The 25,021-nt window shown below is 65.4% G+C and carries 20 protein-coding genes and 3 tRNA genes; 4 read left to right on the forward strand and 19 right to left on the reverse strand.

The window, feature by feature from the left end:
• Positions 1–2 precede the first annotated feature (2 nt).
• From ACOQPH_RS14415 to ACOQPH_RS14425, 3 genes are all read right to left on the reverse strand, one after another.
• Positions 3–1,697, reverse strand: a complete 1,695-nt coding sequence (locus ACOQPH_RS14415) for a GH3 auxin-responsive promoter family protein (RefSeq protein WP_420622051.1) — start codon at positions 1,695–1,697, stop codon at positions 3–5.
• The gene (locus tag ACOQPH_RS14420) at positions 1,694–2,659 is read right to left on the reverse strand and encodes a sterol desaturase family protein (RefSeq protein ID WP_420622052.1); all 966 of its coding nucleotides are present in this window, start codon (positions 2,657–2,659) and stop codon (positions 1,694–1,696) included. Before ACOQPH_RS14420 ends, ACOQPH_RS14415 begins: the two co-directional genes overlap by 4 nt.
• An 85-nt stretch (positions 2,660–2,744) precedes the next feature.
• On the reverse strand, positions 2,745–3,770 hold the full coding sequence (locus ACOQPH_RS14425; protein WP_420622053.1) for an NADP-dependent oxidoreductase: 1,026 nt from the start codon (positions 3,768–3,770) through the stop codon (positions 2,745–2,747).
• Positions 3,771–4,079: 309 nt separating this feature from the next.
• On the opposite strand from ACOQPH_RS14425, the gene ACOQPH_RS14430 reads away from it, so the two are divergent.
• The 4 genes from ACOQPH_RS14430 to ACOQPH_RS14445 are packed head-to-tail and all read left to right on the forward strand — an operon-like array spanning position 4,080 to position 8,067.
• Positions 4,080–4,976: an FAD binding domain-containing protein gene (locus ACOQPH_RS14430; protein WP_420622054.1), complete on the forward strand. Its 897-nt coding sequence runs from the start codon at positions 4,080–4,082 to the stop codon at positions 4,974–4,976.
• Positions 4,973–5,452: a (2Fe-2S)-binding protein gene (locus tag ACOQPH_RS14435; protein ID WP_420622055.1), complete on the forward strand. Its 480-nt coding sequence runs from the start codon at positions 4,973–4,975 to the stop codon at positions 5,450–5,452. The genes ACOQPH_RS14430 and ACOQPH_RS14435 overlap by 4 nt, the downstream gene beginning before the upstream one ends.
• A gap of 36 nt (positions 5,453–5,488) precedes the next feature.
• Positions 5,489–7,807, forward strand: coding sequence for a xanthine dehydrogenase family protein molybdopterin-binding subunit (locus ACOQPH_RS14440; RefSeq protein ID WP_420622056.1), 2,319 nt, complete (start codon positions 5,489–5,491; stop codon positions 7,805–7,807).
• Positions 7,808–7,818: 11 nt separating this feature from the next.
• Complete coding sequence (locus ACOQPH_RS14445) at positions 7,819–8,067, forward strand: MoaD/ThiS family protein (RefSeq protein ID WP_420622057.1); 249 nt, start codon at positions 7,819–7,821, stop codon at positions 8,065–8,067.
• A gap of 35 nt (positions 8,068–8,102) precedes the next feature.
• Here the strand turns inward: ACOQPH_RS14445 and rpsJ are convergent, their stop codons facing one another.
• The 16 genes from rpsJ to ACOQPH_RS14525 all read right to left on the reverse strand — a co-directional run bounded on the left by rpsJ (position 8,103) and on the right by ACOQPH_RS14525 (position 24,942).
• Positions 8,103–8,417 (reverse strand): 30S ribosomal protein S10, encoded by a 315-nt coding sequence (gene rpsJ / locus ACOQPH_RS14450; RefSeq protein ID WP_323671069.1) that lies wholly within the window; start codon positions 8,415–8,417, stop codon positions 8,103–8,105.
• A gap of 25 nt (positions 8,418–8,442) precedes the next feature.
• On the reverse strand, positions 8,443–9,627 hold the full coding sequence (tuf, locus tag ACOQPH_RS14455) for an elongation factor Tu (RefSeq protein WP_420622058.1): 1,185 nt from the start codon (positions 9,625–9,627) through the stop codon (positions 8,443–8,445).
• A gap of 182 nt (positions 9,628–9,809) precedes the next feature.
• Positions 9,810–11,894: an elongation factor G gene (gene fusA / locus ACOQPH_RS14460; protein ID WP_420622059.1), complete on the reverse strand. Its 2,085-nt coding sequence runs from the start codon at positions 11,892–11,894 to the stop codon at positions 9,810–9,812.
• Positions 11,895–11,919: 25 nt separating this feature from the next.
• Positions 11,920–12,390, reverse strand: a complete 471-nt coding sequence (gene rpsG / locus ACOQPH_RS14465; RefSeq protein WP_420622060.1) for a 30S ribosomal protein S7 — start codon at positions 12,388–12,390, stop codon at positions 11,920–11,922.
• Between the two features lies 1 nt (position 12,391).
• Positions 12,392–12,763, reverse strand: coding sequence for a 30S ribosomal protein S12 (gene rpsL, locus ACOQPH_RS14470; protein WP_419554762.1), 372 nt, complete (start codon positions 12,761–12,763; stop codon positions 12,392–12,394).
• Between the two features lie 159 nt (positions 12,764–12,922).
• A complete protein-coding gene (rpoC, locus tag ACOQPH_RS14475) occupies positions 12,923–16,867 on the reverse strand; it encodes a DNA-directed RNA polymerase subunit beta' (protein WP_420622061.1) in 3,945 nt (1,314 codons plus the stop codon).
• Positions 16,868–16,921: 54 nt separating this feature from the next.
• Positions 16,922–20,551 carry a DNA-directed RNA polymerase subunit beta gene (locus tag ACOQPH_RS14480; RefSeq protein WP_420622062.1) on the reverse strand — a complete coding sequence of 1,210 codons (3,630 nt, stop codon included), beginning with the start codon at positions 20,549–20,551 and terminating at the stop codon, positions 16,922–16,924.
• 257 nt (positions 20,552–20,808) lie between these two features.
• Positions 20,809–21,159: a 50S ribosomal protein L7/L12 gene (gene rplL, locus ACOQPH_RS14485; protein ID WP_420624359.1), complete on the reverse strand. Its 351-nt coding sequence runs from the start codon at positions 21,157–21,159 to the stop codon at positions 20,809–20,811.
• 38 nt (positions 21,160–21,197) lie between these two features.
• Positions 21,198–21,719 carry a 50S ribosomal protein L10 gene (gene rplJ / locus ACOQPH_RS14490; protein WP_420622063.1) on the reverse strand — a complete coding sequence of 174 codons (522 nt, stop codon included), beginning with the start codon at positions 21,717–21,719 and terminating at the stop codon, positions 21,198–21,200.
• Positions 21,720–22,088: 369 nt separating this feature from the next.
• Positions 22,089–22,775 carry a 50S ribosomal protein L1 gene (gene rplA, locus ACOQPH_RS14495; RefSeq protein ID WP_420622064.1) on the reverse strand — a complete coding sequence of 229 codons (687 nt, stop codon included), beginning with the start codon at positions 22,773–22,775 and terminating at the stop codon, positions 22,089–22,091.
• A gap of 23 nt (positions 22,776–22,798) precedes the next feature.
• The gene (rplK, locus tag ACOQPH_RS14500; protein WP_420622065.1) at positions 22,799–23,251 is read right to left on the reverse strand and encodes a 50S ribosomal protein L11; all 453 of its coding nucleotides are present in this window, start codon (positions 23,249–23,251) and stop codon (positions 22,799–22,801) included.
• Positions 23,252–23,312: 61 nt separating this feature from the next.
• Positions 23,313–24,095 (reverse strand): transcription termination/antitermination protein NusG, encoded by a 783-nt coding sequence (gene nusG, locus ACOQPH_RS14505; RefSeq protein WP_420622066.1) that lies wholly within the window; start codon positions 24,093–24,095, stop codon positions 23,313–23,315.
• Between the two features lie 21 nt (positions 24,096–24,116).
• Positions 24,117–24,425: a preprotein translocase subunit SecE gene (gene secE, locus ACOQPH_RS14510; protein WP_420445489.1), complete on the reverse strand. Its 309-nt coding sequence runs from the start codon at positions 24,423–24,425 to the stop codon at positions 24,117–24,119.
• A gap of 82 nt (positions 24,426–24,507) precedes the next feature.
• Positions 24,508–24,581, reverse strand: a tRNA-Trp gene (locus ACOQPH_RS14515).
• A 188-nt stretch (positions 24,582–24,769) separates the two neighbouring features.
• Positions 24,770–24,846, reverse strand: a tRNA-Met gene (locus ACOQPH_RS14520).
• A gap of 23 nt (positions 24,847–24,869) precedes the next feature.
• Positions 24,870–24,942 (reverse strand) — tRNA-Thr (locus tag ACOQPH_RS14525).
• Between the last annotated feature and the right edge of the window lie 79 nt (positions 24,943–25,021).

The raw sequence follows: 25,021 nt of genomic DNA on the forward strand, positions 1-25,021 counted from the left end.
GCTCAGGTGGCGGTGAGGAAGTCGTCGAAGCCGAACGAGCACTCGGCGCTGTACTGCAAATGGAGGTACTTGAACTGCACGTCGCGTTGGCCGTCGGCGACACGCTGGCGCCGGTATGCGTCGCCGGTGCCCGCAGCAAGGAACCGGACACGCAGCGGAGCGAGCCGACCGCTGGCTCGTTTCGCGTCGTACTCGACATTGGCGTGTCGCAGCGACCGCTCGATGTTGCTCGCCAAGTCGCCGGCCACGCTGGCCTCCGACACGGCGTCCGGAGTGCTCGCCAATTCCACGTACAACGTGTAGGTCGCCTCGGCCTCGTCGGCGAGCACGATGAAGAATGGCGCGACGGTCCCGAGTTCCGCGACCGCAGCGGTCACGGCCGAGATCACCTGGGACTCATAGAGTTTCTCGCCGGTGATGCTCGTGACTCCCTTGCCCTTCTGGACGAAGGAAAGGACCGGCGCGCGATCCACCCAGCCCGTCACCCGCACGATGTCGTTCATGTCGTAGCGGTACAGACCGTCGGCTGTGGTCACGATGACGTAGTAGTCCCGTCCGGTCTCGAGGTCGGCGAGCGTGCAGGTCTGCAGGCCACGGTCCGCTTCATCGGCGGCGTCCTCCCACGCGTCGCGTTCTGCGAACTCGAAGAAGTTGTCGGCCAGGGTCGCCACGCACGAGCCCTCGATGGGATCGATGTTGACGGTGCCGCTCACCTCGCTGGCGAGATATCCCAATTCGAATACCGGGCAGCCGCTCGTCAGCATCGGCTGAAGGCGCTCGACGGCCAGGCCGCAGCTCCCCCCGGTCCACGTCACCACCGCCTGCAGATCGCTCCAGATGTCGGCATAGGTGAGCTCACCGGCGGCTTCGAGTCTCCGGCGGAGCCCTGCTGCTCGCTGCGGATCAGGACCAAAGCCCAGCTCGTCGCCGCGAACCGCGCCGGCGCACGCCGCGGGCAGCTTCCCCGCCGCCACCGCGTCGATCACCGATTCGGCGTGCTCGTTGAGCACATCCATCAGCCGGACAAACGTCGACGGATTGGCCGTCGCCATCGTTGTAACAGAACCGTCAGCGGCACCTAGCACCGCCATCGTCAAGTAGCGGGCGTCATAGTCAGCGATGTCCGATACTGACGCGGGCAGCACATACCGGCGGCGAAGCAGCGCACCCTGGCTCGCGTAGATCTGGCCCGATGCCGAGCCGTACGGCGTGCCTGCCGGCATGGTGCCCTCGTGCGCAGCGCCGCTTACCACGAACACCTTGCCGCCGAGTGCCGATGTCCGCCTTGACAACGCGTAGGCGGCAAGTCGCTGCAAACGTTGGATTCGAGCCAAGCCTGCCTTGGTCAGCGGGATGTTCTTGGGCGCTGCAACGGTGCCGCTGGTCTGGTTGTAATAGACGGGCTGTTCCGCGGTCAGGCAGGGTTCGCCGGTGGCTTCTTGCCGCTCGATCCCCTCCCGGAGGTCCTCGTAGGTCTGCACGGGCACGGCACGCTGGTAGTCCTCGAATCCTGCGATGGAACCGAAGCGATGATCGGCTCCGAACACCGTGCCGGCATTGTCGGACAAAATGCGTTGCAGTACCTGATCCTGAACCGCCCGAGGATTGGCGCACGCATCCACAAGCCGGCGGTACGTACGCCCGCTGGCCGCGGCCAGACCAGCACGGAGCAGGCGGTAGCTGAGGCCGTGAGTCACGAAGACGTCGCCCCCTCGGCCGCCCGCTTGTCGAGTCCTCGAATCAAGGGGGTGCGCATCTGGGCCACAAAGCTCCTCGGGTACTCGCGGTTCAACAGTCCGAGCCGACCGACGGCTGCGTCGGCCGGCAGATACCGGGTTCCGAACAGCACATCCCAGATGATCAGGTTGTTGCCGAAGTTGTGATCGGACTCCGCCGGCAACTCGGAGTGATGCCAACGGTGCAGCTCCGGGCCGCTGATGAGGTAGTTGAGCCACCCAAGGCGCACATTGCAATTGGAGTGCTGGTAGAAGCCGTTCAGCGCGTAGAAGACGAAATACGCCGCAAGCACCTCGCTTCCCACGCCCACGAGCACGAACGGCAACGCGTCAACGCAGAACTGGACCGCTTTCTCTCCTGGATGGAAGCGGCCGACGTTGAGCCAGTACAGCCGATGCGGAGAGTGATGCACGGCGTGCCACCGCCACATGAAGGCGGAACCGTGAAAGGCCCGGTGCATCCAGTACCGGAAGAAGTCAGCCACGGCCAGCATCAGGACCGCCTGCAGCGCGACTGGCCAGGTGTGCGGCCACAGACTCCCGAAAGTGAGGTCGCCTTCTCGCAACCAGCCGGCAAACGCCGTCGTTGCCCCAAGCGCGAGCAGCAACGGCAACACCACCTGTACGGCCAGCATGAAGGCCACATCGGCCCGCACGTCGTCACCCTGCGGGCGCCATTCGGGGCGGTAGGGCACAAAGATCTCGTGCAGCGTGACCAAGCCGGCCCCAACCACCACAGCCACGTACGACGCAACTGTGGCGGGCACGCCGAGCGATCCCAGCGTGGTGTAGATGCCGATCCCAAGCAGGATCACGATCGGATACGCGCCTCGAACTGTGAGCCTTGCGAGAGCAGAAGGTCGGTCTCCGCCGTCGGCGTGCGCCTCAGCAGTTGCTCGCTCCGGCTGAGGGGCGGCCGCCATGGGCTGAGCCTAGGTTCCGCCGCGCGCACAACCGCCGTATCGGCGGTGCAAGCAACTCAGCAGCCGAGCGGGCCGTTGGGGTGGCTCAGTCGCCGAGGCGGACGATGGTGGTGCCGATCGTGCGACCGCCGAGCAGGTCGACGAACGCGCCGCCGGCGGTGTCGAGGCCGTTGTAGGTGACGTGACGGGGCGTGAGCGCACCGTTGTCGATCCACCCGCGCATCTCCGCACGAGCCTCGTCGTAACGGTCGGCGTAGGAGAAGACGATGAAGCCCTGCATGCGCACCTGATTGTTCACCAGCAAGCCCGGGATGCCGCGCGGGCTGGGGTCGGGCGTGGCGGTGTCGTAGGCCGAAACGGCACCACAGCAGACAATGCGTCCGAAGGTGGCCATGCGGAACAGGGCGGAGCCCAGGATCTCGCCGCCGGTGTTGTCGAAGTACACGTTGATGCGGTCGGGTGTGGCAGCCCGGAATTCGGCCCGGAATTCGGGCGAGTGTCGGTTAATGGCAGCGTCGAAGCCGATCTCGCCCGTCAGCAGCGCGCACTTCTCGTCTGAACCGGCCACGCCCACCACCGTGGCGCCCTTTGCCTTGGCGATCTGCCCGACGATGTGCCCCACCGATCCCGCCGCTGCGGACACCACCACGGTCTCGCCCGGTTGGGGTCGGCCAACGTCGAGCAAGCCGAAATAGGCAGTGAGCCCGTTCGTACCGAGCACACCCAGGTGCAAGGCGGGATCCAGCGAGCCATCGGAAACTCGCAGGTCGCCACCGGTCATCACCGCGTGACGGCGCCAGCCGGTCCAGCCCACCACCGTGTCGCCCACGTTGATCCCCTCGGCGTTGGAGGCCTCCACCACGCCGGCGCCGGTGCCTCGCATCACGACGCCAGCCTCCGGAGCGCCCGCGTAGCTGGCACTGCCCTGCAGGCCCGCCCGCTGTCCCGCGCCGATCGTGATCGCCTGCACCCGCACCAGCACCTCACCCGGTCCCGGATCGGGCACGTCTTCGGTCTGCATCGCGAAGTGCTCGCTGCGCAACGGCCCATCGGGCACAGTTGCCAGCACGACGCAGTCGGACCCCCGCGCTGCACCCTGTTGTTCAGCCATCAATCGCTCCTCGGGTCTCACCCAGCACCCGCCATGATTGCCGGTTTCCGGCGACCGTTCTTCGTCCGCTCGCCGCCGGGTCGCGATCGCCCGGTGGCCGGCGAGCGTCGCTAACGCCACAAGCACGTCCCAGCGCAACTATCGTCCGCTGCCGTGTACTCACGACCGCCGCAAGGCGGTGCACGAGACACGACCGCCGCAAGGCGGTGCACGAGATACAGCCGCCGCAAGGCGGTGCATTGGACACAGCCGCCGAAAGGCGGTGCCGTCGATACATTCGCCACAGATACCGGATCGGGAGCTACCCGCATGAAATATGCCGCGCCGACCACCATCGATGAGGCCCGGGCGCTGCTCGCTGGCGATACCGACGCCATCGTGTTCGCAGGCGCCACCGACGTCGTGCCGCAGATGCGCGGCGGCCGGCCCGAGCCGTCGATGGTGATCGACCTCAAGAAGATCGACCGTCTCATGTCGGTAAGCCTCGAGGGCGACACCTGGCACGTCGGAGCCGCAGTGCCCTCTTCGGTGCTGACCGGCAATGCCGCCTTCAGCGCCGACTTTCCGGGCCTGAGCGAGGCCGCCGGGCTCATCGGGTCGGACCAGATCCAGAACCGCTCGAGCCTCGGTGGGAACCTGTGCAACGCCTCTCCCGCCGCCGACTCTGTGCCGCCTCTGGTGGTGAACGATGCGGTCGCGGTGATCGCAGGGGCGCAGGGCGAGCGACGAGTGCCCGTGGCCGACGTGGTGACGGGCCCGGGCCAGACGTCGCTGGCCCACGGCGAGATCGTGGTGTGCTTCGAGCTCGCCCGTCCGGCGGCCAGCACCGCAGACGCTTACCTGCGGCTCATCCCGCGCACCGAGATGGACATTGCCGTGGTGGGCGCCGGCGTCCGGCTCACGCTGGACGACGACGGCACCGTGAGCGCGGCCGCTGTTGCACTCGGCGCGGTTGCCCCCACCGTCGTGCGAGTGCATGCGGCAGAAGTAGCGCTGGTCGGCAGCCGCCTCGACGACGCTGCGCTGGCCGCAGCGGACGCGGCCGCCAGCGTTGCCTGCAACCCCATCGACGACAAGCGGGGCACGATCAACTACCGGCGCCAGGTCGCCGGTGTGCTCACCCGTCGAGCCGCCGCCATCGCCGCCGACCGGATCCGCACCCGCAACGGACAGCCCAACAACCAACAGCAAGGGGACTCCCAATGAGCCGCACCCATGTGAGCTGCGAGGTCAACGGCGACACCGTCGACTTCCTCACCGACGACGGCGAATCGCTGCTCAATGCCTTGCGGGACGAGCTGGGGCTCACCGGGGCCAAGGAAGGCTGCGGCACCGGCGACTGTGGTGCCTGCTCGATCATCATGAACGGGCTCCTGCAGTGCTCGTGCCTGATCTTCGCCCCCGAAGCCGACGGCGCGGCCATCACCACCTGCGAAGGTCTTGCCAGCGCCGAGGGGCTGCACCCGCTGCAGCAGTGCTTCCTCGAAGGCGCCGCGCTGCAGTGCGGCATCTGCACCCCCGGGTTTCTCGTGGCCGCCAAGGCGCTGCTCGACGAGAACCCTGACCCCACCGAGACCGAAGTGCGCTACGCGCTGGCCGGCAATTTGTGCCGCTGCACCGGGTACGACAAGATCGTGCGATCGGTGCTCGACGCCGCCGTCGAGATCCGTACCGCCGCTTAGAACAGCTCGCCCAAGAACGCACAAGGACACTTGAACATGAGCACCACCGAAGCACCCGCAAGCACAGGGACCAACGGCAACGGCACCGACGGCAATGGCAGCGGCGGGTACCGCTGGGTCGGCACCCGCCCGATCCGCCACGACGGCCTCGACAAGGTCGCCGGCAAGGCCCGCTATGCGGCCGACTTGATCCTTCCGGGAATGCTGCATGGGCACATCCTGCGCTCGCCGCACCCCCACGCCCGGATCACCTCCATCGACACTTCTGCCGCAGCGGCAATGCCTGGCGTGAAGGCCGTGGTTACCGGCGCTGACTTCCTCGAGGCACCCCCCAAGGGCGCCACGCGCAAGCTGATGTGCACTGTCATCGCCCGCGACAAGGTGCTGTACACCGGCCATGCCTTAGCCGCGGTGGCAGCATCGACCCGACGCGAGGCCAAGGCAGCGGCCGAGGCCATCGAGGTCACCTACGAGGTGCTCCCCCATGTGCTCAACCTGGCCGACGCGATGGCGGACGACGCTCCGATCCTGCACGACAACCTGTTCACCCGCGGCGTCGAGCCCCGGCCCACCGAGCCGTCCAACATCGCAGCCCGGACCGTGTACGAGCGCGGCGATGTCGAGCAGGGTTTTGCCGAAGCCGACATCGTGATCGAGCGGGAGTTTTCGACTCAGGCCGTGCATCAGGGCTACATCGAGCCGCACGCTTGCGTCGTGGACTGCGATCAGGAAGGCAAAGCCGTCATCTGGTGCTCGTCGCAGGGTCACTTCATGGTGCGTTCGTCGACGGCCACAGTGCTGGGCTGGGACACGTCGCGCATCAAGGTCATCCCGGCCGAGATCGGCGGCGGTTTCGGCGGCAAGACCACCATCTACATCGAGCCGGTGGCAGCACTGCTGTCGACGAAGGCGGGCCGACCGGTCAAGATCGTGATGAGCCGCGAGGACGTCTTCTGCGCCACCGGGCCCGCGCCCGGATCGATCATCAAGATGAAGGTCGGCGCCCGCAATGACGGCACGATCACCACGGCGCAGGCTTGGCTGGCGTACGAGAACGGGGGCTTCGGCGGCATTGCGGCGATGCTCGGCTGCATGTGCGTCGTCTCGGCATACACCCTCGACCACCTCTACGTCGAAGGCTTCGATGTGGTGATGAACCGGCCCGTCAACGTGGCCTACCGCGCACCGTCGGCCCCTGCCGCGGCGTTCGCCATGGAATCGGTCGTCGATGAGATCGCCCGTCGGCTCGGCATGGATCCGATCGATCTGCGGCTCCACAACTGCCCGTCGCAGGGCGATCCGACGCCGTACGGCCCGAAGTGGCCGATGATCGGCCTGCGAGACTGCCTCGAGGCGATCCGCGACAGCGATCACTACCAGTCGGAGCCTCCCGCCGGGCCCAGCGGCGGATCGACCGCCGTCAAGCAATACGGCCGCGGCGTGGCCACCGGTTTCTGGTTCAACATCGGTGAGGCGTCGAGCGCCACCGTCAACCTGAACGAGAACGGCACGGCCACGGTCATCACCGGAAGTCCCGACATCGGCGGCAGCCGGGCATCCATGGCCATCATGGCCGCGGAGGAACTCGGATTGGACGTGCACTTGATCCAGCCGGTCGTGGGCGACACCGAGGTCGTCGGCTTCACCGACGTCACCGAGGGCAGCCGTGCCACGTTCGCCACCGGTATGGCCGTGGTGGAAGCCTGCCGAGACCTCAAGCTGCAGCTGCGCAAGCGTGCGGCCAAGACCTGGGACTGCGACCTCGAACAGGTCGACTGGGTGGACGGTTCGGCCGTGCACGGACCCGGTGAACAGGAACCGCTGTCGCTGGCTGCCATTACCGGCAACGCGAAGCGCACCGGCGGCCCGCTGGGTACGACTGCGTCGTTGAATGCCCGCGGCGCAGGCCCGGCGTTCTCGGTCCAGGTGGCGGATATCTCCGTCGATTCCGAGACCGGCCGCATCACCGTCGAGCGTTACACCACGGCCCAGGATGCCGGCACAGCCATCCACCCGAGCTACGTGGAGGGCCAGATGCAGGGCGGCGTCGTGCAGGGTATCGGCTGGGCGCTCAACGAGGAGTACATCTACTCCGACGACGGCACGCTCGAGAACCCAGGCTTCCTGGATTACCGCATCCCGGTGGCCTCCGACCTGCCCATGATCGAGACGGTCATCGTGGAAGTGCCGAACCCGTCGCATCCCTACGGTGTGCGCGGCGTTGGCGAGGTGGGCATCGTGCCGCCGCTACCAGTGCTGGCGAACGCCGTGGCCGACGCCACCGGCTGCCGCATCAGCGATTTGCCGCTCTCGCCGCCGCGGGTGCTGGAAGCACTGACCGCGAACGACAGCTGATCTGAGACTTCATGGCGGTCGTTCACTTCTCGACAGACCAGCGCAAACACACCGGTGTTGCCGAAGTCGCCATAGATGCTGCGAACGTGCGCGAGTTCGTTCGCAAGCTCACCGAGCTCTACCCCTCGCTGAACGCGCACCTCGTCGAGACCTCGTCCACCGCGGTCGCCATCGACGGCGAGATCATCCCCGATCCGATGCTCGAAGAACTCACCGAGACATCAGAGGTGCACTTAGTGCGCCCGCTTGCGGGCGGATAGACAAGCACCGCGCCCGCTTGCGGGCGGATAGCTGGCTAGGGCTGGACCTTGAGCTCGATCTCGACGCCGGCAGGAAGGTCGAGACGTTGAAGCGAGTCGACCGTCTTGTCCGTCGGGTCGATCACGTCGATGAGGCGCTTGTGGATGCGCATCTCGAAGTGCTCGCGCGAGTCCTTGTCCTTGTGGGGTGACCGCACGACGGTGTAGCGGTGCTTTTCCGTCGGCAGTGGCACAGGCCCGCGGACCTTGGCATTGGTGCGCAGCACCGTTTCGGTGATCTTCTGTGCGGACTGGTCCACGATCTCGTGGTCGTAGGCCTTGAGCCGCATCCGGATCCGAGGTGCTGCCATGTGAACGCCTGACTTGTCGCTTCTGTTACTGAATGATCTTGGTGACCCGGCCGGCACCGACGGTGCGGCCGCCCTCGCGAATGGCGAAGCGCAAGCCCTCGTCCATCGCGATCGGGTTGATGAGCTCAACCGTCATCTCGGTGTTGTCGCCCGGCATGCACATCTCGGTGCCTGCAGGAAGCTCAACGACGCCCGTGATGTCGGTGGTACGGAAGTAGAACTGCGGCCGGTAGTTCGAGAAGAATGGCTTGTGACGACCGCCCTCGTCCTTGTTCAGCACGTACACCTGTGCCTCGAACTTGGTGTGCGGCGTGATCGCGCCCTTCTTGGTGCAAACCTGGCCGCGCTCGACGTCGTCCTTGCCGGTGCCTCGCAGCAGCAGCCCGACATTGTCGCCGGCCCGGCCCTCGTCGAGGATCTTGCGGAACATCTCGACACCGGTGACCGTCGTGGTCTGCGTGTTGCGGATACCGACGATCTCGATCTCTTCGCCGGTGTTGATGATGCCCTGCTCGATCTTGCCGGTCACCACGGTGCCCCGGCCAGTGATCGAGAACACGTCTTCGATCGGCATCAGGAACGGGCGGTCCGTGTCGCGCTCGGGTTCGGGCACGTAGTCGTCCACCGCATTCATCAGCTCGATAACTTGCGCGCCAGCGGCCGCGTCGCCCTCGAGCGCGTTCAGCGCGGAGACCTGAATCACGGGCACGTCGTCGCCGGGGAATTCGTACTCGCTGAGGAGCTCGCGCACCTCCAGCTCGACGAGCTCGAGCAGCTCCTCGTCGTCGACCATGTCAACCTTGTTGAGTGCGACCACGATGTACGGCACGCCAACCTGACGGGCCAGCAGCACGTGCTCACGGGTCTGGGGCATCGGGCCGTCGGCAGCAGACACGACCAGGATGGCTCCGTCCACCTGGGCGGCGCCGGTGATCATGTTCTTGATGTAGTCGGCGTGGCCGGGCATGTCGACGTGTGCATAGTGCCGGTTCGCCGTCTCGTACTCGACGTGAGCGATGGAAATCGTGATGCCGCGCTCGCGCTCTTCGGGTGCCTTGTCGATCTCGTCGAAGGCCGTTGCCTGGCCGCCGACCTGTTCAGCAAGAACTCGTGTGATGGCGGCCGTCAGGGTTGTCTTGCCGTGGTCGATGTGTCCCATCGTGCCCACGTTGACGTGAGGCTTCGTCCGCTCAAAACGCTCTTTGGCCATGTCTTACCCGCCTTTCGGGGTTCTGCTCGCCTATCGGGGGAGAGTGAGGTGCAGGGGATGTCTTTGTTTCTTCACCGTATTGAACGGTGAGAGGTTAGAGACGCTGTGGCCCAGTTCCAATAAACCCGGCCAAATAACTCAGGAATCCGGACGGCTGTCGTGCCCACCAACGGCGGGCCGGATCATTCGCCGCGGATGCGTTTTATGATCTCCTCGGCAATGTTGGAGGGCACCTGTTCGTACTTGTCGAACTGCATGCTGTACGTGGCTCGGCCTTGGGTACGGGACCGCAGATCGTTGGCGTAGCCGAACATGTCCGACAGCGGCACCTTGGCATCGATCACCTGGTTGACGCCACGCAGCTCCATCTGCCCGACACGGCCGCGCCGGGAGTTCAGGTCGCCGATGACATCTCCCATGTAGTCCTCGGGCGTCACGACCTCCACCGACATGACCGGTTCCAGCAGGACCGGACGCGCCAGCCTGGCTGCGTCACGCATGGCCATCGTACCGGCGATCTTGAACGCCATTTCCGAGGAGTCCACGTCGTGATGGTTGCCGTCGACAAGATCGACGGCCACGTCCACCAGTGGAAAGCCTGCCAGCGGGCCGTTCTCCAGCGACGACTGCAAGCCCGCGTTGACCGAGCTGATGTACTCGCGCGGGATGGCGCCGCCGCGAATGCGGTCGTCGAAGACGTATCCCTCGCCCGGCTCGGACGGTCGCAGATTGATGACCACCACCGCGTACTGGCCCGAACCGCCGGTCTGCTTGATGTGGCGGTACTCGAACTTGTTGACCCGCGCGGTGATTGTCTCTCGGTAGGCCACCTGCGGCTTGCCGATCGAGGCGTCAACCTTGAATTCCCGCAGCATCCGGTCGACGAGCACCTCGAGATGCAGCTCGCCCATGCCCGAGATCACCGTCTGGCCGGTCTCGAGGTCGGACTTGACCTGGAAGGTGGGATCTTCCTCGCTGAGAGCTGTGAGCGCCCTGCCCAGCTTGTCCTGGTCGCCCTTGGACTTCGGCTCGACAGCGACGTGCACGACTGGATCGGGGAAGTTGAGCTGTTCGAGCACGATCGGCTTCGAAGAATCGCACAGCGTGTCGCCAGTGCGGGTGTTCTTCAAACCGATGCCAGCGACGATGTCGCCGGTTGCGATGTCGTCACGGTCCTCGCGATTGTTGGCGTGCATCTGCAGGATGCGCCCGATGCGCTCGCGATTGCCCGTCGTGGTGTTGAGCACCTGGCCGCCACGCTCGAATCGGCCGCTGTACACCCGGAAATAGATGAGCTTGCCGACGTGGGGGTCGGTCATGATCTTGAACGCCAACGCCGAGAAGGGCTCGCTGTCATCAGGCTTGCGCTCCAGCGCATCTTTGCCATTCAGGGAGCTGCCCGAGATCGCAGGGATGTCCACGGGCGAGGGCAGGTACATCGTCACTGCGTCGAGCAGCGGCTGCACGCCCTTGTTCTTGAAGGCGCTGCCGGTGAGCACCGGGACGATCTGGCCGTCGATCGTGCCTTGCCGGATCGCCCGCCGCACCGTGGCAGCGTCGACGTCGTCGCCTTCGAGATAGGCCAGCATGATGTCCTCGTCGACATCCGCTAGCCGCTCGAGCAGCTTGCTGCGGTATTCCTGCGCCTGGTCGGCAAGATCGGCAGGGATGTCGACGGTGTCGTAAGTGGCGCCGAGATCGTCGCCCTTCCACACCACGGCGTTCATCTCGACGAGGTCCACCACCCCTTCGAAACCGGCCTCAAGTCCGATCGGCAGCTGCAGCACGGCGGTGTTGGGAGTCAGCCGGTCCTCGATGCTGGCCAGGGAGCCGAAGAACGAGGCGCCCGTGCGGTCCAGCTTGTTGATGAAGCACATCCGCGGCACGCCATAGCGGTCGGCTTGTCGCCACACCGTCTCGGTCTGGGGTTCCACGCCCGCCACGCCGTCGAACACCGCGACGGCGCCGTCGAGCACCCGCAGCGAGCGCTCCACCTCGACGGTGAAGTCGACGTGGCCCGGCGTGTCGATGATGTTGATGATGTGATCGTTCCAGTGGCAGGTGGTGGCAGCCGAGGTGATGGTGATTCCCCGCTCCTGCTCCAGCTCCATCCAGTCCATAGTGGCGGCGCCATCGTGGACTTCACCGATCTTGTAGTTGACGCCGGTGTAGTAGAGGATCCGCTCTGTCACCGTTGTCTTGCCCGCGTCGATATGGGCCATGATCCCGATGTTGCGGACGCGGTCGAGAGGTTGCGTTCGAGCCATTGCAGCGCTGCCCCGGTAGCTCAGATCACCAGCGATAATGCGCGAAGGCCTTGTTGGCCTCCGCCATGCGGTGCGTGTCTTCGCGCCGCTTGGCAGCCGAGCCGGTGCCGTTGGAGGCATCCATCAGCTCGTTCGCGAGACGTTCCGACATTGTGCGCTCCCGGCGTTCGCGGGAGAAGCCCACGATCCAGCGGATCGCCAGCGCGGTGGCGCGGCGGGGTCGCACCTCGACGGGCACCTGGTAGGTGGCGCCGCCGACACGGCGGCTCTTCACCTCGACTTGCGGGCGGGTGTTGTCGACCGCTCGCTTCAGAATCTCGAGCGGCTCGCCGCCCGTCCGCTCGCCGACGAGATCCATCGCCTGGTACACGATGCGCTCGGCCAGCGACCGCTTGCCACGCCGCAGCACCTTGTTGATGAATTGGCTGACCAGCGTGGAGTCGTACACAGGGTCGGGAGCTATTTCGCGGCGGGGCGCTGCGCCTCGGCGGGGCATGTCAGGACTCCCGCTTGGCGCCGTAGCGCGAGCGCGCCTGCCGGCGGGCGCTCACACCCGAAGCATCCAGCGCACCGCGGATGATCTTGTAGCGGACGCCGGGAAGATCTTTCACCCGGCCGCCGCGAACCAGAACGATGCTGTGCTCCTGGAGGTTGTGGCCCTCGCCCGGGATGTAGGCGGTCACCTCGACACCACTGGTGAGGCGCACGCGGGCAACTTTGCGCAAGGCGGAGTTTGGCTTCTTTGGCGTGTGCGTGTACACGCGCGTGCAGACCCCACGCCGCTGCGGCGATCCCTTCAACGCAGGCGTGCGAACCTTCGTCGACTTCGACTTGCGGCCCTTGCGGACCAGTTGCTGGATCGTGGGCACCAAGACCTCTGTGGCTGGGGAAGCTGTAAGTGGGACAGGTTTGCGGACAGTGCTCGGCAAGTCTGAAGGGAGCCCCACCGGGAGCGCACCTGACTGAGAGAGCAGGCTAGGCAGCGCGTCCCGACACGACAACCGCCAGCGACGGGACGACCAGGCCGCTCAGCTGGCGTCGGTGATCGACGCCACGTTCGCGTCGAGTCCCGTCTTGTCGAAATCGGTCTCGTCGCCGATCGAGGCCAGCCATGCGGCCGGATCCTCGGCGTCTTCGGACGACCAGAACTCCATCGGCTCGTACTCGGGGGCGACCGTCTCGATGTTGCGGTAGCAGTCCTGGCCCGTTCCCGCAGGAATGAGCTTGCCGATGATGATGTTCTCCTTGAGACCCTTCAAGCCGTCGCGGCGCGACTCGATGGCAGCCTCGGTCAGCACGCGGGTCGTCTCCTGGAAGGAGGCAGCCGACAACCACGACTCGGTCGCCAGCGACGCCTTCGTGATGCCCATGATGATCGGGCGGCCTTCTGCGGGGCGGCTGCTCTGGGCCACCAGTTCGCGGTTGGCTTCGCGATAGATCCGCTGGTCGACCTGTTCGCCGGGCAGGAACGGCGAGTCGCCCTGCTCGCCTACGAGCACTCGCCGGGTCATCTGGCGGATGATCAACTCGATGTGCTTGTCGTGGATCGACACGCCCTGCTCGCGGTACACCTTCTGGACCTCGGAAACGAGGTACTGCTGGGTTTCGCGCACACCGCGGATCTCGATGAGCTCCTTGGGATCGCGTGGTCCGTCCACAAGCGGGTCGCCAGCGCGGATGTCCTGACCGTCGACGACCGCGAGGCGTGACATCGACGGGACGGTGTAGGTGTCCTCGGAGCCGTCGTCACCGATGACGTCGATCTGGCGGCCCCGACCGTCGTCCTCGCCGATGCGCACCACGCCCGAGCGGCGGGCCAGGACAGCCTTGCCGCGCGGGGTGCGCGCCTCGAACAGCTCCACGACGCGGGGCAGACCGCCAGCGATGTTCTCGCCGCCGATGACACCGCCGGTGTGGAAGGTCCGCATGGTCAGCTGCGTGCCGGGCTCGCCGATGGACTGTGCGGCAATGACGCCGACCGCCTCGCCCACCTCGATCAGCTTGCCCGTTGCCAGCGATCCGCCATAGGCCGTGGCCGACACTCCGAATTCGGAGTCGTCGGTGAGGGGGGACAGCACACGCACCCCCGTGACCTCAGGATCGTCGCGCAGCGCAATCAGCTCGTCCTCGCCGATCAGCCTCCCGGCTTCGAAGACAGTGCCATCACTGAGCGTCACCTCCGCCGCGAGGCAGCGGCTGAACAGCCGCGTGTCAAGGTGCGTGCGCTTGTCCGGCCTGTCAGCGGCGATGTCATCGATCCACAGACCGTTCACCGGACCAGGGCGGTCGAAAGGATTCTCGCTGTTGATGATGAGCTCTTGAGCCACATCGACCAGACGGCGGGTGAGATAGCCCGAGTCTGCGGTTCGCAGCGCCGTGTCGACCAGACCCTTGCGGGCGCCTGGCGTGGAGATGAAGTACTCCAGCGTGGCGAGGCCTTCCCGGTACGAGGACTTGATCGGGCGCGGGATGATGTCGCCACGAGGGTTGGCCACCAGCCCGCGGATCGCCGCGATCTGGCGCACCTGCATCATGTTTCCGCGAGCACCTGAGCCGACCATCATGTCGATCGGGTTGAAGGTGGTCTTGGCCAATTCAGCCTCGAGCGAACGCCGCACTTCGTCGGTGGCGTCGGTCCAGATCTCCACTTCCTTCTGACGCCGCTCGCCGTCGGTGATGATGCCGCGCCGGAATTGGGTCTCGACTCGCTCAGCCTCGCCTTCGTGTCGCTCGAGGATCTCGGCCTTGTCCGGCGGCGTGCGCACGTCGTCGACCGAGATCGTCAGACCTGAGCGGCTGGCGTAGGAGTAGCAGAGGTCCTTGATGTGGTCCAGGCTCGTCGCAATGTCGCTGGTGCTGTAGTTGTCCGAAAGCGCGCGAACGATCTGGCCCATTTCGCTCTTGCGAACAGCGCGATTGATGTACTCAAAGTCGTCGGGCAATGCGGCGTTGAACAGCGCACGGCCGGGCGTGGTCGGGATGAACCCGCCGTCGCCGTCGCTGAGCTGCGGGATGCGCCACTCAATGAACTGGTGCAACCCAACCTGAGACCCCTCGAGCGCCCGCTCGATCTGGTGCAGGTGACGGAAGATGGGCTTGTCAGCGTCGGGATCGTTGAGATCGTCCCTGTTGCCGCGCGTACGCAACTCGGTCAGGTAGTAGCTGCCGATCAGCATGTCCTGACTGGGCACGGTCATGGGACGGCCGTCGGCCGGGCTCAGGATGTTGTTGGCCGACAGCATCAGGACCCGGGCTTCTGCCTGCGCCTCCGAGGACAGCGGCAGGTGAACGGCCATCTGGTCGCCGTCGAAGTCGGCGTTGAACGCGGCGCACACCAGCGGGTGGATCTGGACTGCCTTGCCTTCCACCAGCAGCGGTTCGAAGGCCTGAATGCCCAGCCGGTGCAGCGTTGGCGCCCGGTTCAGCAGCACCGGATGTTCCTTGATGACGTCCTCGAGCACGTCCCAGACGTCAGCGCGTCGGCGCTCCACCATCCGCTTGGCCGACTTGATGTTCTGGGCGATCTCCGAGTCGACCAGCCGCTTCATGACGAACGGCTTGAACAGCTCCAACGCCATCAGCTTGGGCAGCCCGCACTGGTGCAGGCGCAGCGTGGGCCCCGCAACGATGACCGATCGGCCCGAGTAGTCCACTCGCTTGCCGAGCAGGTTCTGACGGAAACGGCCCTGCTTGCCCTTCAACATGTCCGACAGCGACTTCAGCGCCCGGTTGCCGGGACCTGTCACAGGACGGCCCCTTCGACCGTTATCGAACAGCGCATCCACCGCCTCTTGCAGCATGCGCTTCTCGTTGTTGACGATGATCTCGGGTGCCCGCAGATCCAGCAGACGCTTCAGCCGGTTGTTCCGGTTGATGACCCGGCGGTACAGGTCGTTGAGATCGGACGTCGCGAAGCGGCCGCCGTCAAGCTGGACCATCGGCCGCAGATCCGGCGGGATGCACGGCACGGCATCGAGAATCATCGCCCGGGGATCGTTGATGCGACGACCGTGCTCGTCACGCCGGTTGAAGGCGCTCAGGATTTTGAGACGCTTGATCGCCTTCTGCTTGCGCTGCGCGGAGAGCGGACGGCGCCCGTCGGCGGCCTCGATGGCGGCTCGAAGCTCGGCCTCTTCAGTGTCGAAGTCCATGTTGGCCATGAGCTGCGCAATGGACTCGGCTCCCATGCCGCCTTCGAAGTACTGGCCGTAGCGATCCTCCAACTCGCGCCAGAGATCCTCGTCGTCGATGATCATTCGCTCGTGCAGATCTTTGAGCGCAGCAAACGCACGCTCGACGAGGTCCTTTTCTTCGTCGGCTGCTTCGTCGAGCGCCTCGAGATCGCGGTCGGCCTCACGCTGAGCCGACCTCAAGTCGCGTTCACGAGCGCCATCGGTCTCCAGCGATGCGAGCTCGCCTTCGAGCTGTCCAAGCCGTTCTGCCCGCCGCTCAGCGAGTTCCTCGTCAATGACGGCGATCTCCTCGGCCTTCTCGGCCTCGAGCCGCGGCAGGTCGGTGTGCAGCTTGTCGCTCTCGACCTTGGTGACGAGGTTCGCAGCAAAGTAGATGACACGTTCCAGCGCCTTGGCCTTGAGCTCCTGGCGGGGATCGAGGCCGGTCAGGAAGTACGCCAGCCACGAGCGAGTGCCGCGTAGGTACCAGATGTGCACGACCGGCGCTGCCAGCTCGATGTGGCCCATGCGCTCACGTCGCACCTTGGAGCGGGTGACCTCGACGCCGCAGCGCTCGCAGATGATTCCCTTGAACCGGACGCGCTTGTACTTGCCGCAGCCGCACTCCCAGTCCTTGGTGGGACCGAAGATCTTCTCGCAGAACAAGCCGTCTTTCTCGGGCTTGAGCGTGCGGTAGTTGATGGTCTCCGGCTTGCGGACCTCGCCGTTGGACCATGTGCGGATGGCGTCGGCAGTCGCCAAGCCGATTCGGATGTCAGAGAAGTCGTTGACGTCGATCATGCTGTGTGTCTGGCCCTATGTGTCGTGCGAGTTCTTGCTGTTCGGTTGCGCCGGTCAGATGCGCTGACGGCGCAGTTCATCTTCTTCATCGGTGCCGCGCTCGGGCCGACTGATGTCGATGCCCAGCGATTCCTCGGCACGGAAGACGTCTTCGTCGAGACCCTGGATGTCGATCTGATGCCCTGCTGTCGACATGACCTCGACGTTGAGGCAGAGCGCCTGCATCTCCTTGATGAGCACCTTGAAACTCTCAGGGATGCCGGGCTCTGGAATGTTCTCGCCCTTGACGATCGCCTCGTACACCCGAACCCGGCCCAGCACGTCGTCGGACTTGATCGTGAGCAGCTCCTGCAGGCAGTAGGCGGCGCCATAGGCCTCGAGCGCCCAGACTTCCATCTCGCCGAATCGCTGGCCGCCGAACTGCGCCTTGCCGCCCAGCGGCTGCTGGGTGATCATCGAATACGGGCCGGTGGAGCGGGCGTGGATCTTGTCGTCGACGAGGTGCGCCAGCTTCAAGATGTAGCTGTAGCCCACCATGATCGGCTCGTCGTAGCGCTCGCCGGTGCGCCCGTTGTAGAGCGTCGTCTTGCCCGTAGGGGTCATGAGTCGTTCGCCGGTGATCGACTCCGGCCGCAGGTTCTCGAGCGTCTGCTGGATCGTGGGATGCCGTCCAGCAGCCTCTTCCTCGTCCCAGCGTGCGCCGTCGAACACCGGGGTGGCGATGAACACCGACGGCTCGGTGGTGGGGCGGGTCTTGCGGGCGGTGTTGCTGACCGGCTCGGAACCGATCATCTGCTCATTGCCGCCCTCATCGGTGGCCTTCCAACCCCAGCGGGCCGCGTAGCCCAAGTGCGCTTCGAGCACCTGGCCGACGTTCATGCGGCTCGGCACGCCGAGCGGGCTCAAGATGATGTCGACCGGCGTGCCATCGGCCAAGTACGGCATGTCCTCGACCGGGAGGATCTTCGAGATCACGCCCTTGTTGCCGTGGCGGCCGGCAAGCTTGTCGCCCACGCTGATCTTGCGCTTCTGGGCCACGTAGACACGCACCAGCTGGTTCACGCCAGGTGGCAGCTCGTCGTCCTTGTCGCGGCTGAACACCCGGATGTCGGTGACGACGCCGTTCTCGCCGTGGGGCACCTTGAGCGACGTGTCGCGCACCTCGCGGGCCTTCTCGCCGAAGATGGCACGCAACAGCCGTTCCTCAGGCGTGAGCTCGGTCTCGCCCTTGGGGGTGACCTTGCCCACCAGCACAGCGCCTGGCTCGACTTCGGCACCGATGCGCACAATGCCCTGCTCGTCGAGGTCGGCGAGGATGTCGTCGGCCAGATTGGGAATGTCCCGGGTGATCTCCTCGGGTCCCAGCTTGGTGTCGCGGGCGTCGATCTCGTACTCGTGAATGTGGATCGACGTGAGCACGTCGTCCTTCACGAGGCGCTCGGACAAGATGATGGCGTCCTCGAAGTTGTAGCCCTCCCAGGCCATGTAGGACACGAGGAGGTTCTTGCCCAGCGCCAGCTCGCCGTGATCAGTTGACGGCCCGTCGGCAATCACCTGACCGGCGGTCACCTTGTCACCGGGGCGCACGAGCGCCTTCTGGTTGATGCAGGTGTCCTGGTTGGAGCGTCGGAACTTGAGCAGCGGGAACACGTGCTCATAGCCGTCGTCGGATTCCAGGACGACCTGGTCGCCGGTTACCTCTGTCGCGACGCCGTCGATGTCGGACAGGACCATCTCGGCAGCGTCGGCCATGGCCAGACCCTCGATGCCGGTTCCGATGTAGGGGGCTTCGGCCCGCAGCAGAGGGACAGCTTGGCGCTGCATGTTGGCGCCCATGAGCGCTCGGTTTGCGTCGTCGTGCTCGAGGAACGGGATCAGCGCTGTGGCCACCGACACGATTTGCTTAGGCGACACGTCCATGAGCTGGACTTCGGACGCCGGCACGTAGCTGATCTCGGTGGTGGCAGCGAAGTAGGTGTCGCGCTCCATCTGCAGGCGCAAGTCTTCCAGGCTGGCGCCTTGGGGACTCTTGCGGACAAGCACGCGGGGATTGCGGAACGAACCGTCGGGATTGAGCGGCGCGTTGGCCTGCGCGACGACGTATTCCTCTTCCTCGTCGGCGGTCAGGTAACGCACCTCGCGGGTGGAGACACCGTCGCGGACGACGCGGTACGGCGACTCGATGAAGCCGAACTCGTTGACGCGGGCGAACGTCGCCAGCGCGCCGATCAGGCCGATGTTCGGGCCCTCGGGCGTCTCGATGGGGCACATGCGCCCGTAGTGGCTGAAGTGGACGTCACGTACCTCGAAACCGGCTCGCTCGCGTGACAGGCCACCGGGGCCGAGCGCGGACAGGCGACGGCGGTGGGTGAGGCCCGACAGCGGATTCACCTGGTCCATGAACTGGCTGAGCTGGCTGGTGCCGAAGAATTCCTTGGTGGCCGCCACGACCGGCCGGATGTTGATGAGCGTCTGCGGCGTGATCGCCTCGACATCCTGTGTGGTCATGCGCTCGCGCACGACCCGCTCCATACGGCTCAGCCCGATGCGAACCTGGTTCTGAATCAGCTCGCCGACCGAGCGGATGCGGCGGTTGGCGAAATGGTCCTGGTCGTCGAGCCGGTAGCCGGGCTCGGCGTTTGCCAGGTGCAGCAGGTAGCTCGCTGTGGCCAGGACCTCGCTGCGGGTGAGCACCGTGGACTCTGGGTCGGGCCGGATGAGCTCGGGATGATCAAGCGCCCGCGGGTCGTCTCGGTCGACGAAGTCGAGGCCGAACAGCTCCGACACGCGATCCAGTTCGGGGCCAAGCTTGCGATTCAGCTTGTAACGGCCGACCTTGGATAGCGAGTACCGGCGATCGTCGAAGAAGGCGTTCTGGAAGTAGTTGTTGGCGGCGTCGGCCGTGGCCATCTCGCCAGGACGCACCCGCTTGTACAGCTCGATGACCGACTGTTCCTGGGAGACCGCGACGTGGCGGTCCTTCTCCCACTGCGGCTCGAGAAAGTCGAAGTGCTCGACGAAGCGCTCGAGCAAGCCGGGATAGCGGTCTTCGCCGTAGCCCAGGGCTCGCAGCAGCGAGAAGATGCTGAGCCGGCGCTTTCGGGCCACACGGCTGCCGGCGGTCGGGTCCTTGCCGGGCTTGTGCTCGACGTCGAACTCGATCCACTCGCCGCGGTAGGGGTGAATGGTTGCGGTCACCAGCTGGTGCTTGGACATGTTCCGCAGCCGGTAGCGCTCACCGGGCTGGAAGATGACCCCGGGCGAACGGACAAGCTGACTGACCACGACCCGCTCGGTGCCATTGATGATGAACGTGCCCTTGGGGGTCATCATCGGGAAGTCGCCCATGAACACGGTCTGGGCCTTGACCTCACCGGTGTGGGCGTTCTTGAACTCAGCGCGCACGAAGATCGGCGCCGAGTACGTCATGTCGCGTTCCTTGCACTCCTCCACGGAGAACTTGGGCGGCGGACGAAGGTCCTCGTCGTGCGGGTCAAAAGAGAAGACCAGCTGCAAGTGCCCACCGAAGTCGCTGATGGGGCTGATGTCGGCGAACGTCTCAGCGAGGCCGACGTCGAGGAAGCGTTGGAAGGAGTCCTTTTGGATGGACACGAGGTCCGGGAGTTCCAGGACTTCGTCGAGGTTGCCGAACGAATAGCGTTCGCGGCCGACAAGAGACGACAACGGACTCTCCTAGCGGTTCAGTTGTGCGGGATGGGTCGCAGGCGACTGCCGACGGCCATTGACGATTGAGCACAAGCGCGCGCAGTCGCAGGTGTCCGCAGCAAACGGTGACCTCAACCCTGGGCCTCGATGCTGGGGACTGGTGGGGTGCGCGAAGGGAGAGGCCACCTGTGCCACGGCCAGAACGAGGCTACCCAGCCCTAGCGTGCGCCACAACCGTGACGTCGAGTTCGCGGCCAGTTGATGGCAGCGCGCGACTATGACAGCTCGACAGTGGCGCCGACAGCTTCGAGGGCCTCTTTGGCCTTGTCGGCGTCTACCTTCGGCACGCCCTCGAGCACGGCCTTCGGGGCGGCCTCCACGAGATCCTTGGCCTCCTTGAGACCCAGGCTCGTGAGCGAACGCACCTCCTTGATGACCTGCACCTTCTTGTCGCCGATGGCAGTCAGCATGACGGTGACCTCGTCGGCGGCTTCGGGGGCGGCTTCGCCGTCGCCGTCGGATCCTGCGGCAGCGGCAGCCACCATCATCGGTGCGGCCACAGCGGCAGTGACGTCGAAGCGCTCTTCGAACGCCTTCTTCAGCTCGACCAACTCGAGCACCGTCATGTTGCCGATGGCGTCGAGGATCTCTTCGGTGGATGTACTCACTGGTTGTTCTCCGTTTCTGTTGAGTTCTCCGTGGAGTTGCGGTCAATCAGCGCCTGGACAAGACCGGACACTTCGCCGATCAGGTTGTTCATCATCGAGGCGAGTGCATTGAGTGGCGCAGCGAATGCACCGAGCATCTGTGCCATCAGCTCGTCGCGTGACGGCAGGTCTGCAAGCTCACGCACCTGAGCATCGTTCAGCAGGGTGCCCGCCAGCACGCCGCCCTTGATGACGAGTGCTTCATGGGTGGTCGCGAACGTGCGGAGAGCTTTGGCGGCGGCGGAGGGATCCTTGCCACAGAAGGCAAGGGCTGTCGGTCCCCCGAGCAAGTCGAGCGTCCCGGGGGGCGCATTTTCAGACAGCGCCCGGCGAACCAAAGTGTTCTTGTAGATCTTGTAGCGGCAGTCGGCATCGATGAGACGGCCACGCAAGTCGGCCATCGCGGCCACGTCGAGACCTCGGTACTCGGTGAACAGCACCGCTTCGGCCTCACCGAATCGTTCGCGGACCTCGTCCACCACGGCTACCTTGTCGGCCCGCGGCGTATGTTTCTCAGCCGCCGTTGCTGTTGGCCCGCTTGTTGCTGTAGGCACTGTGGGGATCTCCTGTGCTGCGGGATTCGCTGTCGTAGGGCTGGTTGATCGCTCCCGGTCCCGGATCGGGCACCGGTCCGCAGACCAGACAGAACCGCGCCCCAGCGCATCCGCGCACAGGAAGACAGTCCGCCTCATCAGGCCCGACCCGTGTGGCTTGCCCGTGTTGAGCAAGCCCCTGAAACACGTTCAGACGGGGCCGATTTCAGGCCGAAGCCACCGGAGTTCTACGGCGAGCAGGTTGTAGAACCCCAAACGCTACCGGGAGCCCCGGACGCGTCCAACTGCCGACGGTTAGTTGAAAATGGTGGGGTCGACGCGGATGCCAGGGCCCATCGTCGATGAGACCACCATCTTGCGTACGTATCGACCCTTGGCGCTGGCCGGCTTTGCCCGAGCCAGTTCGCCCATGACTGCATCAAGATTGGCGTTCAGATCCTCGGCGCTGAAGCTGACCTTGCCGATCGCCAGGTGCACGTTGCCGTATCGGTCCGTGCGGTACTCGACCTTGCCGCCCTTGAACTCGCCCACGGCCCTGCCGACATCGGGGGTCACCGTGCCGGACTTGGGGTTCGGCATCAGTCCACGCGGACCCAGCACCTTGCCCAGGCGACCGACCACGCCCATCATGTCGGGCGTCGCGATCGCCACGTCGAAATCGGTGAAGCCGCCCTCCACACGCTCCGCCAGATCGGCGCCGCCCACCACATCGGCACCTGCCTCGGAGGCTTCCGCGGCCGCATCACCTTGCGCGAACACTGCAACTCGCACATCGCCGCCTGTGCCTGACGGCAGCGCAACTGTGCCCCGAACCATCTGGTCGGCCTTGCGCGGATCGACGCCGAGCCGGATCGACAGCTCGACCGACTCGTCGAACTTCGCCGTGGCGAAGCTTCGCACCATGTCGATTGCCTGGCTCGGCTCGTGCATCATCTGACGGTCAAAGCGACGGACGGTGTCGGCGTACTTCTTTCCTGACATATGGGGGTCTCCTGTGGTTCGCCTCAGCCGGTGACTTCGATGCCCATCGACTGCGCGGTGCCGATCACCTGCAGCTTGGCGGCCTCGAGGTCACGGGCGTTGAGGTCGGGCATCTTCGTGGTGGCGATCGCGGCGACCTGTGCCTCGGTGACCTCTGCCACCGTCTCCCGACCGGGATTGTTCGCGGCCTTCTCGAGCCCAGCCGCTTGACGCAGCAGAACCGATGTCGGCGGCGTCTTGGTCACGAACGTGAACGTCCGGTCCTCGAAGATCGTGATCTCGACGGGCACGATCGTGCCGCGCTGGCTCTCGGTCTTGGAGTTGTACTCCTTGCAGAAGTCCATGATCGCCACGCCGTGTGGACCCAGCGCGGTGCCCACCGGCGGTGCCGGCGAAGCCTGCCCGGCGGGAATTTGGATCTTCACGATCGCGGTGACTTTCTTGCGCCTCGATGACCTTGCTGGGTTTTCTGCCATGGGGTGCTCCTCGGAAATTGCCTGCGCGGATGCTCAGGCCTTTGACGGCCGCTGGCGCGGCTCAGATCTTTGCGACTTGGACGAAGTCGAGTTCGACGGGGGTCTCGCGGCCGAAGATGTTCACCAACACCTTCACCTTCAGCTGCTCCTCGTTGATCTCGATCACTTGACCCTGGAAGTCCGAGAACGGACCCTCCTTGATGCGCACGCTCTCGTCAATTTCGAAGATCATCGACGGCTTGGTGCGGCGTGGCATTTCGGGCCCGTCGTCGGGCTCGGCGAGGAAGGCCTCTACTTCCCGGCGGCGAAGCGACGACGGCTTGCCACCTGGGCCCGCATACCCGGTAACGCCGGGCGTGCTGCGGATCATGTGGTGCGCCTCGTCGCTGGGGCGGCAACGGATAAGCAGGTAGCCGGGGAAAACCTTCTTCTTGGCGACAACCTTGCGGCCGGCCTTGAACTCGATCACGTCCTCCATCGGGATCGCGACCTCGAGGATCTGTTCCTCCATGTCGAATGTGCCGATCCGGGCTTCGAGGTTCTGCTTGACCTTCTTCTCGTAGCCCGACTGCGTGTGCACGACGAACCAGCGGCCCGGCCGGTCATAGGGAGAGACACGCTTCGCCTCGGGCTCGTCGGCAGCGAGCAGGTCGTCCTCGGTGAGCACGTCGGCAAAGCCCGCCTCATCGGTGGCTCCCTCGACGGTGTCTGCGGTCTCAGTTGCCTCGGCGGTTTCGGGGCCCGGTCCCATCAGGGTCGTGGCCGTCTGTGAGCTCAGCAACCGGCGAGCGGTCGCCATCGGGTCGGTGTCGGGCTCTGCGGAGGTATCGGTCGGGTCACTCATGTTCGTCAGTTCAGATCTTCGTCAGTTCACGTCAAAAAGGCGGAGGACGCCTTCACCTAGAATCCAATCGAGGCCGGCAATGATCGCTGTCAGGATCACGATGGTGATGAACACGACAATCGAGTAGTTGACGATCTCGGCCCGAGTCGGCCAGATCACCTTCTTGAGCTCGGAACGAACCTCGCCCACGAACTGCGCAGGCCCGGCCCGTTCTGTGGTCGGCGACGCTGACGCAGGCTGACGCCGTTCGCGCCTCGCCGCCGGCGCGCCGTCAGCCGTCATCTCGCCCTGACGCTGCAGGTGACGGCGTGTCCGTCGGTTCATGGCCATCGGGAAAGTCTCCGGCTCAGAATTTCAGGGGCTTGGGCATGGTCGGTCCGCCCGGCTGACGGTCAACAGGACGGCGGAAGCGCAGGGCAGGAGGGACTTGAACCCGCAACCGCCGGTTTTGGAGACCGGTGCTCTACCAAATTGAGCTACTGCCCTCAGCGAGGATGCGGGCTTTCTGGGCGAATGTCCGCCGCAACACGCTACCGGCAGCAATCTGGGTCGCGTCCAGATCCAGTATCGGGACCGGGGCTCACTGTGCCCAATGCCCGCAGCAAAGCTGCGGCGCAGCGGAACCTCACGATGCTGCGCTCATGGCGGCGACCGCAAGCGGCCGCCGCTGCCGGTGGTAGCGGGACCGGGGCTCGAACCCGGGACCTCACGATTATGAGCCGTGCGCTCTGACCAACTGAGCTATCCCGCCGTCTGCGCCGCAGGGTAGCGGCGAGCCCCGTGCCGGAATCGAACCGGCGACACCAGCCTTACCATGGCTGTGCTCTACCTACTGAGCTAACGGGGCGACATCCGTGCGCATCCCGAGCGATGTGCGCGGAAGTTTGTGGGGTCCGGAGTGTAGCTGTGGACCCCCGATAGCTTCG

The sequence above is a fragment of the Candidatus Poriferisodalis sp. genome (assembly GCF_965221945.1).
In the GTDB taxonomy this organism is placed as follows: Bacteria; Actinomycetota; Acidimicrobiia; order Acidimicrobiales; family Poriferisodalaceae; genus Poriferisodalis.